At 70.5% G+C, this 10,025-nt stretch carries 9 protein-coding genes; 6 read left to right on the top strand and 3 right to left on the bottom strand.

The annotated features are described in order from the left end of the window. Positions 1–111 precede the first annotated feature (111 nt). Positions 112–747, bottom strand: a complete 636-nt coding sequence (locus ACWD38_RS29390) for a TetR/AcrR family transcriptional regulator (RefSeq protein ID WP_184478623.1) — start codon at positions 745–747, stop codon at positions 112–114. A gap of 344 nt (positions 748–1,091) precedes the next feature. Here ACWD38_RS29390 and ACWD38_RS29385 point away from each other — a divergent pair, with 344 nt between their 5' ends. The 4 genes from ACWD38_RS29385 to ACWD38_RS29370 all read left to right on the top strand — a co-directional run bounded on the left by ACWD38_RS29385 (position 1,092) and on the right by ACWD38_RS29370 (position 6,291). Then, the gene (locus tag ACWD38_RS29385) at positions 1,092–2,414 is read left to right on the top strand and encodes a carboxypeptidase-like regulatory domain-containing protein (protein WP_184478622.1); all 1,323 of its coding nucleotides are present in this window, start codon (positions 1,092–1,094) and stop codon (positions 2,412–2,414) included. A 298-nt stretch (positions 2,415–2,712) separates the two neighbouring features. Further along, complete coding sequence (locus ACWD38_RS29380; RefSeq protein WP_184478621.1) at positions 2,713–3,582, top strand: HalD/BesD family halogenase; 870 nt, start codon at positions 2,713–2,715, stop codon at positions 3,580–3,582. Positions 3,583–3,614: 32 nt separating this feature from the next. Continuing rightward, positions 3,615–4,424, top strand: coding sequence for a class I SAM-dependent methyltransferase (locus ACWD38_RS29375; protein ID WP_184478620.1), 810 nt, complete (start codon positions 3,615–3,617; stop codon positions 4,422–4,424). 49 nt (positions 4,425–4,473) lie between these two features. Then, a complete protein-coding gene (locus ACWD38_RS29370; RefSeq protein ID WP_450125363.1) occupies positions 4,474–6,291 on the top strand; it encodes a choline/carnitine O-acyltransferase in 1,818 nt (605 codons plus the stop codon). Between the two features lie 341 nt (positions 6,292–6,632). Here ACWD38_RS29370 and dapA read toward each other — a convergent pair whose 3' ends face one another. Further along, entirely contained in the window at positions 6,633–7,487 is an 855-nt protein-coding gene (dapA, locus tag ACWD38_RS29365) for a 4-hydroxy-tetrahydrodipicolinate synthase (protein WP_184478618.1), read from the bottom strand. 334 nt (positions 7,488–7,821) lie between these two features. Continuing rightward, positions 7,822–8,244, bottom strand: coding sequence for a DUF5313 family protein (locus ACWD38_RS29360; protein ID WP_450125362.1), 423 nt, complete (start codon positions 8,242–8,244; stop codon positions 7,822–7,824). Between the two features lie 117 nt (positions 8,245–8,361). Between ACWD38_RS29360 and ACWD38_RS29355 the strand changes: the two genes are divergently transcribed. Both ACWD38_RS29355 and ACWD38_RS29350 read left to right on the top strand, forming a co-directional pair. Continuing rightward, positions 8,362–8,862, top strand: a complete 501-nt coding sequence (locus ACWD38_RS29355; RefSeq protein WP_184478617.1) for a MarR family winged helix-turn-helix transcriptional regulator — start codon at positions 8,362–8,364, stop codon at positions 8,860–8,862. Between the two features lie 62 nt (positions 8,863–8,924). Then, entirely contained in the window at positions 8,925–9,899 is a 975-nt protein-coding gene (locus ACWD38_RS29350) for an adenosine deaminase (protein ID WP_184478616.1), read from the top strand. Positions 9,900–10,025 lie beyond the last annotated feature (126 nt).

The following is a 10,025-nucleotide window of genomic DNA, read 5'->3' as shown; positions in this document are numbered from 1 at the left end:
GACGGCTTTTTCCCTCGTGGCGGAGCCACTCGGGAAAAAGATCCCGCAGCGAGGAAGCACCTGAGGTTCCGCCACCCGACCCCTACTCAGGCCAAGAACAAAGACAGGCAATCAGTCCGGGCGGAGGCCGTCGGCCAAGCGGGTGAACGCCGAGTCGAGGTGGTCGTGCAGGTCGGAGTCCGGGTCGGCCCGGTGCCAGCACTGGATCGCCACCCGCAGCGTCGTCACCGCGGTCGCCGCCAGCTGCCGCACGTACGGGTCCTCCTGCTCGCCCCCCGTGCGGCGGGCCACCCCGTCGGCCAGCGCCTGCTCCAAGTCCCACGAGGCCAGCGCCACCCGGCTCACCAGCTCGGGGTGATCGCGCAGCACCACGGCCTGATCTCGCCAGGTGGGCGCGGCCATCGCGGTGTCGATCGTCTCCCCCAGCACCCGGTGCACGACGCTCAGCAGGGATTCCGCGGCGGGGCCGTCCACGATGCGCCGCGCGGTGCTCGCGACGGTCGGCGGGTCCCAGGGGACCAGCACCTCTTCCTTCGAGGCGAAGTAGTTGAAGAAGGTGCGCGCGGACACGTCCGCCGCGGCGCAGATGTCCTCCACGGTGACCGACACCGGGCCGTGCTCCCGGAACAACCGGACCGCGGCCTGCTGCAGGGCCTGCCTGGTGGCGCGCTTCTTGCGCTCGCGCAGGCCCCCTTGCTCGCGCGGCGGGACGTCGCCGGACGCTCGGGGCATCGTGGTTCTGGACATCCTGGGGCTCCCGTTCACGGATCCGTCGCGGCCGGATGCACGTCGGGCCGTCCATCGTAGTGCGCGGCGTCCCCGCGCCTCCGGCTCCGCCCTGATCGGACAAAGCACGCACCCGCAAAAATTGCAGTACGTGCATTCTTGCATCGAATGCAGGTACTGATACCGTTCCAGAGCCCGGGCCACCGGGGCAGCAGGCATCGTCGCCGCGCCCGGAGTCCCGCATCGCCGACACCGCCCCGCACTCGACTCCGCGCAGCGAGCCGTCCCGGGACGTCCGCCGCACTCGATCAGCAGCCCGGCCCGAGCTCGTCCGCTCGCGCCGCCACCGAGACAAGGAGCAAGTCGTGCCCGAGCAGCAGCCGGCATCGCTGGTGCGCACCCTGGCATCGTCGCTGTGGTTCCCGATCTTCTTCATCCTCGGCTTCGTGCTGTGCTACCTGCTGCCGTTCCACGCGCCGACGCCGCACCACCTGCCGGTGGTGGCCGTCGGCGAGCAGGTCGCCCAGCAGCTCGACGCGAAGTTCGCCGCGGCGCTGCCCGGCGGCGTCGAGGTGGCTCCCGTGCCCGACGCGGCGGCGGCCCGCGCGGCGATCACCGACCGGGAGGCCGTCGCCGCCTACGACCCGGCCACGGGCGAGCTGTTCTACGCCAAGGCCAACGGCGCCGCGCTGGTGCAGTTCCTGCAGCAGATGTTCGCGCCCGTCGCCGCCGCGGGCGGGCACGCGCTGACCACCGTCGACCTCGCCCCCACCGCGCCGGGCGACGTGCTGGGAACCGGGCTGTTCTACCTGCTGCTGGCGATGAACATCCCGCCGTACGTCACGGTCATGGTGCTGCTGCGCGCCGAGCTCACGACCCGCCAGAAGCTGCTGTCGCTGGTCGGCGTCGGGGCGTTCGCCGCGATCGTCTGCTACGCGGCGGGCCGACTGCTCGACGTGATCCCCGCGCACCCGGTGGTGCTGCTGCTGGGCTTCCTGCTCACCCAGGCCGTCGGGTGGACGACGTTCGGCCTGGTGCCGCTGGTGAAGCAGTTCATCCCCGGTGTCGCGATGACGCTGTTCGTGCTGCTGAGCATGCCTTCGAGCGGCGGTGCGATCCCGAAGGAGCTGGTGCATCCCTTCTTCCAGTTCTTCCACCTGCTGCTGCCGCTGGGCGAGGCCGCCGATTCGATCCGCGGCATCCTCTACTTCGACGGCGCCGGGTCGTGGCCGGGGATCATCGGGCTCGTGTCCTGGTGCGCGGCCGGGGTGGCGCTCACGGCCGCGACCCAGTGGTACGCGAAGCGCAAGCAGGACCAAGACCCGGAGGCCGTGGCCGAAGCCGGTTCCTACGAGCACGAGGACGACGGCGGCACCGTCGTCGACCCCCTCTTCGAGCCCCCGCAGCCCGCGCACCACCGGACGCTGGCCGGCAGCGTCCGGCTGCGCGGCGACGTGCCCGCGGCGGGCGCCGTGGTGACCGTGACGGACTCGGCCGGCAACCAGCTCGCGCGGGTCGACGCCGACGCCGACGGCGGCTACGAGGTGCACGACCTTCCGGACCGGTTCGTCACCGTCGTCGCCGCCGCGCGCGGAGCGGCTCCCGCGGCGAGCCGCGTCTCGGTGCCGAACGGGCGCAGCGGTCACGACTTCGTGCTCGTGCCGCTCTCGGAGCCCGCTGCGCGCTGAGCCGACCTCCCGAGGGGCGTGGCCGATCCGGGCCACGCCCCTCTACACGTCGCGACACCGGCCGCACAAAGCGATCCCGATCACACGATCCGCGTTCGCGAACCTGCTGCGCTCGCAGCAAATCCGCTAATTTGATCTTCGCGAGAAAAACCGGCCGGATTCCCCGACGCGGCGGGCACCCGCCAGTAACCGCGCCGTGCCAGATTCGTTGGAGCCGGAGTACACCGCAGCGGCGCGGATCGCGTGCACCGGGCCCGCTTCGCTCGGGTCGGTGAACTCGACGTGCGGAGAGGACCACATGAGCGCATCCGAGTCCCCACTGATCGAGCGAGTGGTCGACACGACCCGCTACCCCCTCGCGGAACCGGACGGCCCCGGCTGGACCGAGGTGGTCGCCCGTGCCCGCCGGGATCTCGCCGAGCACGGCTGCAGCGTGCTGCCCGACTTCATCCGGCCCGCGCTGCAGGAGGAACTGCGCCGGGAGTGCGCGGAGATCGCGCCGGAAGCGCACTACGACGTCGAGGTCGTCAACGCCTACAACATCGACACCAGCACCGAGCTGCCCCCGGAGCACCCCGGCCGCAAGACCCTGGAGCGCGGCAACGCGTTCGTGGCGCGCGACCAGATCCCCGCCGAGGCGATCATCCACCGGCTCTACGCGGACCCGTTGTTCCAGCGGTTCCTCGCCGACTGCGTGCAGCTGCCGCGGATCCACCCGCTCGCCGATCCGCTGGCCGGGCTCACGCTCAACGTCGTCAACCCCGGCATGGCGCACCCGTGGCACTTCGACACCAACGAGTTCGCGGTCAGCATGCTGACCCAGGAACCGGAGTCCGGCGGCGGATTCGAGTACTGCCAGGACATCCGCTCCGGCGACGAGGAGAACTTCGACGACGTGCGGGCCGTGCTCGACGGCGACGGCGAGCACCTCGTCCGGCGGTTGACGCTGCGCCCCGGTGATCTGCAGCTGTTCAAGGGGCGCTACTCGCTGCACCGGGTCACCGAGGTCGGCGGGTCGACGGCGCGCTACTCGGCGATCTTCGCCTACAGCGAGCGTCCCGGAGTCATCGGCAGCGTCTCGCGCACCAAGCAGATCTTCGGCCGGGTCCTGCCCGAGCACGTGGCCGCCGAGGGCAACGCCGTGCGCGGCGACGCGCTGCTCGACTGACCACGTCCCCCCTCGCAGAGGAGCACCGGCCCGTGCAGTTCGATTCCACCGGAAAAGTCACGCTGGACCACATCTACACCCGTCCCGATCCGCGCGATTACTTCCGCACCTTGCGGACGCTCGACTACCGGATTCCGCAACTGGCGAAACCGTACTTCGGCAAATTCCTCGACGAATACCGGCAGGCCCGCCAGGTGGCGGTGCCGACGGTCGTCGACATCGGCAGTTCCTACGGCATCAACGCCGCGCTGCTGAAGTGCGACGCGACGCTGGACGAGCTCTACGCGCACTACACCGACCCGGCCGCCGATGCGCTGGCGCACGAGGAGATGCTGACCCGCGACCGGGATTGGCTGCGGGCGCGCGGCGGTGGACGCGACGCGCGGTTCATCGGCCTCGACACCTCGCGGGCCGCCCTGGACTACGCGCTCGACGCCGGGTTCCTCGACGACGTCGTGCACGCCGACCTGGAGGCGCGGGAACCGGACGAGCAGCAGCGACAGCGGCTCGCCACCGCCGACGTGGTCGTGTCCACCGGATGCCTCGGCTACGTCGGAGAACGCACCGTCCGCCGCATCGCCGACGCCGCGGGACCGCGCAAGCCGTGGATGGCGCACTTCGTGCTGCGCATGTTCCCGTTCACCGAAGTGGCCGCGAGCCTCGCGGAGCTAGGCTACGAAACCGTGCACGTCGAAGGCGCCTTCGAACAACGCCGATTCGCCTCGCCGCAAGAACGGGCCCTGATGCTGGACACGCTGGCCGGCGCCGGAGTGTCCCCGGACGGCTTGGAAAGCGAGGGCTGGCTCTACGCGGAACTGTTCTTGTCCCGCCCCCGCGAATGACATCGCGAAGCACCGCCGAACACCCGACCCCCATTTCGCAAGGATGACCGTGAACGACACACAGCAATGGTCCCCCCGAACCTTCGGCAACGAGGACCGGCTGCCGCGCGTGCCGGTGCCCACGCTGGAGAACAGTTGCGCGCGCTTCCTCGAATGGTGCGCACCGCTGCTGACCGCCGACGAGCTCGCCCGCACCGAGCAGGCCGTCGCCGAGTACCTGCGCCCCGAGAGCCCGGCCCGCGCGCTGCACGCCGACCTGGAGCGCTTCGACTCGAGCGAGGACGCGCACAGCTGGCTCGACGAGTTCTGGCCGTCGCGCTACCTCGGCAGGCGGGACCGGATCGCGCTGAACGCGAACTTCTTCTTCCTGTTCCAGGATTCCGAGCTGGGGCAGATCGACCGCGCCGCGGGGCTCATCGCCGGTGCGGTGGCCTACAAGAAGGCCCTCGACGACGAGTCGCTGCCGCCGCTGATCCAGCGCGGCCAGGCGTCCTCGATGGAGCAGAACAAGTTCCTGTTCTCCACCACCAGGATTCCCGGCGAGCAGCAGGACACCGTGCGGACCCCGTACTCCGCCGACCACCCCGGGCCGTCGCCCGCCCGGCACATCGTGGTGTTCTTCCGCGGGAACCTGTTCCGCCTCGACGTGATCGCCCCCGACGGCACGCCGCACGACCTCGCGGACCTGGCGGCCGGGCTGGAGGAGGTCCGCAAGGCCGGAACCTCCCGCGCCGCCGTCGACGACGCCGTCGGCAACCTCACCACGAAGGCCCGCGCGGACTGGGCCCGCACGCGGCAGCGGCTGCTCGACCTCGGCAACGCCGACGAGCTCGACACCGTGGAATCGGCGTTGTTCTGCGTGTGCCTGGAGGACTTCGCGCCCACCGACACCCAGGAGGCCTGCGACCAGCTGCTGCACGGCGACAGCGGCAACCGCTGGTTCGACAAGGCCGTGTCGCTCATCGTCTTCGAGGACGGCCGGGCCGGCATCAACGTGGAGCACTGCGGCCTGGACGGCACCACGATCCTCACCTTCGTCGACTCGCTGCTGAACTCCGCGCCCGAGCAGCACGCCGCGAACTCCGGCGCGCGCTCGCAGGGCACCCCGGAGGTCGCGGGCGTCGAGTTCACCCTCGACGACGCGCTGCGGGCCGAGGTGCGTGCCGCGGCGGGCGCGTTCGCCACCTTCGCCGCCGAGACCTCCAACAAGATCCTCGCGTTCGAGGACTTCGGCTCGGACCGGGCGAAGCGGCTGGGCATGTCCCCGGACGCGTTCGTGCAGATGGCCTACCAGCTCGCCCACAAGCGCACCAAGGGCATCGGCGCCACCTACGAGTCGATCGCGACCCGGCAGTGGCGGCACGGCCGCACCGAGGCGATGCGGGTGGTGACCCCGGAGATCGTCGAGTTCGTGACCGCGATGGACGATCCGGCTGCGGACGCGGCGAAGCGCACCGCGGCGTTCCGGGCGGCGGCCGACAAGCACGTGGCGCGGGCCAAGCAGTGCCAGGCCGGGGACGCGCCGGAGCAGCACCTGTGGGAGCTGCAGCTCATCCAGCGCCGCCGCGGCGCCGAGCTGGGCGCGACCGAACCGCTGGCGCTCTACGACACGCCGGGCTGGAACATCATGCGCGACGACTACCTGAGCACCAGCTCGGCGCCGTCGACGAACATCCAGTACTTCGGATTCGGCTCCACGAGCGGGAAGTGCATCGGCGTGGCCTACGTGCTGCTGCCCGACCGGCTGCACATCTACCTGAGCACGCCGCTGCCGGTCTCGGGCGGCATGTACGCGTTCGCCGACAACCTCCGCACCGCGATGCGCGAGCTGGAGGACCTGCTGATCACGGAGAAGTCCGAGGGCTGAGGAGCCTGTCTTTGGTCTTGTTGCTCGGGTGGCCGGGTGGCGGAACCTCAGCTGCTTCCTCACTGCGCCCCTGGCCGGTGTCACAGCTTTTTCCCGAGTGGCTCCGCCACGAGGGAAAAAGCCGTCCTCGCGAGGAAGCAGCTGAGAACCCGCGGGTGGTGCGGCTGCGTGCTGGGTCGCTGCTCAGCGGCTCCGCCGCTGACAAGACAAGGATCAAGAAACGCAGACGCTGAGGTAATCGCTTGCTCCGCTCGGTGCGAGCAGGCGCGCGAGGCGGTTGTTCTGGACGGAGCGAGCCCCGGACGACGTGGTCGTCCGGGGCTCGCTCGGTTCGCGGTAGGTCAGGCGGCCAGGAAGCCGCCGGAGACGAGGGCTGCGCGGACCACCTCGATCTCGGCCTCGTCGGCCTCCGCCAGCGGCAGGCGCGGGCCTCCGACGGGGTGTCCGAGCAGGTTCAGCGCGGCCTTCACCGGGATCGGGTTCGTCGTCACCGACAGCGCCGAGTACAGGTCCTTGAGCGAGGCGTCGAGCTCCGCGCGGTGCTCCGGCTCCTCGACCATCCGCCGCATCTGCGGGCCCGCGATGTGGCTGGCCACGACGATGCCGCCCGCACCGCCCATGTCCAGCGTGCGGGCGAACGTCTCGTTGTTGCCCGCGTAGACGCCGAGCCCGTCCACCAGGGCCAGGTTGTCGTCGTTGGCCTGCTTGACGTAGTCCACCCGCTCGATCTGCGCGAGCTCGGCGAGCAGGTCGTTGGGCATGTCCGTCGCGGTCCGGGCCGGGATGTTGTAGAGCACGATCGGCTTGTCGGTGGCGTTCGCGATCTCGGCGTAGTGCCGCACCAGGCCGCGCCGGTTCGGGCGGTTGTAGTACGGGGTCACCGACAGCACGCCGTCCACCCCGAGCTCGGTGACCCGCTCGGTCATCGCGCACGCCTGGGCGGTGTCGTTGGAACCGGTGGAGCCGAGGATCGTGACGCCTTCGGGGCGCTCGGCGCAGGCGATCTCGACGAGGCGCAGGTGCTCCTCGTTGGTGAGCGTCGCCGCCTCGCCGGTGGTGCCGCAGACGACGATGCCGTCGGAACCGCTGTCGATGACGTGGTGCAGCAGCGCGACGAAGGCGTCCTCATCGACTTTCAGCTCGTCGTCGAACGGGGTGACGATCGCGGTGAGCAGGGTTCCGAGTGTCGTCGTCATGGCGCTGCCTTCCTTCATGTCTGTGCCTTCGGCCGATTCCGGCGCCGGAGAGGTCCGGACCGCCGGAACCACCCGGCCGCCGCTCGCGGAGCGCTCCGCGGGACGCGCACCGGTTCCGGCGCATCGGTATCGACCACCGTCCCAGGGTGCCGCGTTCCGGGCACTTCGCTGTGTGGACGGGTGTCATCAGCATGAATCATCCGCGGCGGCCGGTGCGACGAGGGTGCCCGACGGCAGCGTATCCCGTTGCGGCACAACGGCTTCCGGTTCATCGCAACCATCCTGGCGAGCCGAACGCGGAATTCGGCACCGAGCGCGGAACCGGATGATCCGGTCAGTTCGCGTCGCCCTCGGGGCGCTCCGGTTCCGACCGGTAGAGCGCCGCGTAGCGGGCCTGCTGCTCCGCGCTCAGCTGCTCCGAGGCCTCCTTGCGGCGCTGCCGCGCGATGCCGAGCGGGTAGCCCTGCTTGAAGGCGCGGTGCTCGCAGGTGAACTCGGCGTAGGCCATGCCGTACCAGACCGCCAGGATCGCGCCGCCGAGGATCGCCATCGCCTTGATCCACATCGGGCCCGGGACCAGCAGGAACAACAGCCCCGGCGAGATCTGCACGAGGCTGCGCACGCCGTGGCGCAGCTGCCAGGTGCGCGCCGTGACGTCGTGCAGCACCCACTCGTCGTAGCGCGACGGCAGTTTGCCGCCGAAGGAGTACCAGATCCAGCGCACCGGGTCGGGCCGCACCCGCTTCGCCTCGGCCACCGCACACCGCCTTCCACCCGCCGCCCGCGCGGACGGCCTCACGCGCGAATGTTTAACGCACTAATCATATGCACGCGATATGTTAACGTGCGTTCCAGGCCTGTCGAGAGGAACGTGATGAACCCCGTCGAACCAGCGGATCAGTCCCCGGGCCGGGTCGACCTCGGCGAGGACCCGCTGGCGCTGGACCGGCAGGTCTGCTTCGCGCTGTCCGTCGCCTCCCGCGGCGTGATCGCGCTGTACCGGCCGCTGCTGGAACCGTTGAACCTGACCCACCCGCAATACCTGGTGATGCTGGCGCTGTGGGAATCGGATCCGCGCTCGGTCAAGGACCTCAGCCACACCGTGCAGGCCGAGCCGGCGACGCTGTCGCCGCTGCTCAAACGGCTCGAATCGGTCGGCTACCTCACCCGCAGCCGCAGCGCGGGCGACGAACGGCTGGTGACCGCGGCGCTGACCCCCGCAGGCCGCGAGCTGCGCGCGGAAGCCGAGAAGATCCCGCAGCAGATCGTCGAACGCCTCGGAATGCCGATCGGCGAGCTGGAGTCGTTGAACACCGCGCTGCGCGAGGTCATGGCCGCCGCCCAGCGGGCGAAGGCCGCGCCAGCCGGACGGTGAGCGCCGTCTCCCCCGGCCGCCGGACCCGCGGTCCCGCGCGATCGCCTCGCTAGTCTCGCGGGATGAACACTCCGCCCAAGGCCGAACTGCACGTGCACATCGAAGGCACCCTCGAACCCGAGATGGTCTTCGCGCTGGCGCGGCGCAACGACATCGCGCTGCCGCACGAGTCGGTCGCCGACCTGCGGGCGAAGTACGAGTTCGCCGACCTGCAGTCGTTCCTGGACATCTACTACGCGAACATGGCCGTGCTGCGCACCGCCGCGGACTTCCGCGACCTGGCCGCCGCCTACCTGGACCGCTGCGCCGCCCACGGCGTGCGGCACGCGGAGATCTTCTTCGACCCGCAGGCGCACCTCAAGCGCGGCGTCGCGATGGAGACCGTGATCGGCGGGCTCTGCGCGGCGCTCGACGACAGCGAGGTGTCGGCCTCGCTCATCCTGTGCTTCCTGCGCGACGAATCCGCCGAGTCCGCCGCCGAAGCGCTGCGCCTCGCCGAGCCGTTCTTGGACCGGATCGTCGGCGTCGGCCTGGACTCCGCCGAAGTCGGGCACCCGCCGTCGAAGTTCACCGAGGTGTTCCGGCGAGCCCACGAGCTCGGGCTGCGCGCGGTCGCGCACGCCGGCGAAGAAGGACCGCCGGAGTACGTGCGGGAAGCGCTGGACCTGCTCGGGGTGCAGCGCATCGACCACGGGATCCGCGCCCTGGAGGACCCGGAGCTGGTCGAACGGCTGCGACGGGAGCAGATCCCGCTGACGGTGTGCCCGCTGTCGAACGTGCGGCTGGGAGCGTTCGCGGAGCTGGGGCACCACACCTTGCCGCGGCTGCTGGAGCACGGGCTGCTGGTGACGGTGAACTCCGACGACCCGGCCTACTTCGGCGGCTACGCCGACGAGAACTTCGACGCGGTGCGCCGCGAGCTTGGCTTGACCCCCGAGCAGCTGCGGACGCTGGCGGCGAACTCCTTCCGCGCCTCCTTCCTCGACGAGGACGGCAAAGCAGCCTTCCTCGCAGAGGTCGAAGCCTGGACTCCGTGAGGGACTGACCTCTCTGGCCTCGGTCTGCGTAGGGGTCGGGTGGCGGAACCTCAGGTGTCTTCTCGCTGCGGGATCTTTTTCCCAAGTGGCTCCGCCACGAGGGAAAAAGCTGTCCTCGCGAGAAGA

Source organism: Saccharopolyspora sp. NPDC002578 (genome assembly GCF_053592695.1).
The sequence above is the reverse complement of the archived record's forward strand: the minus strand, read 5'-3'. Positions and strand labels throughout refer to the sequence as shown.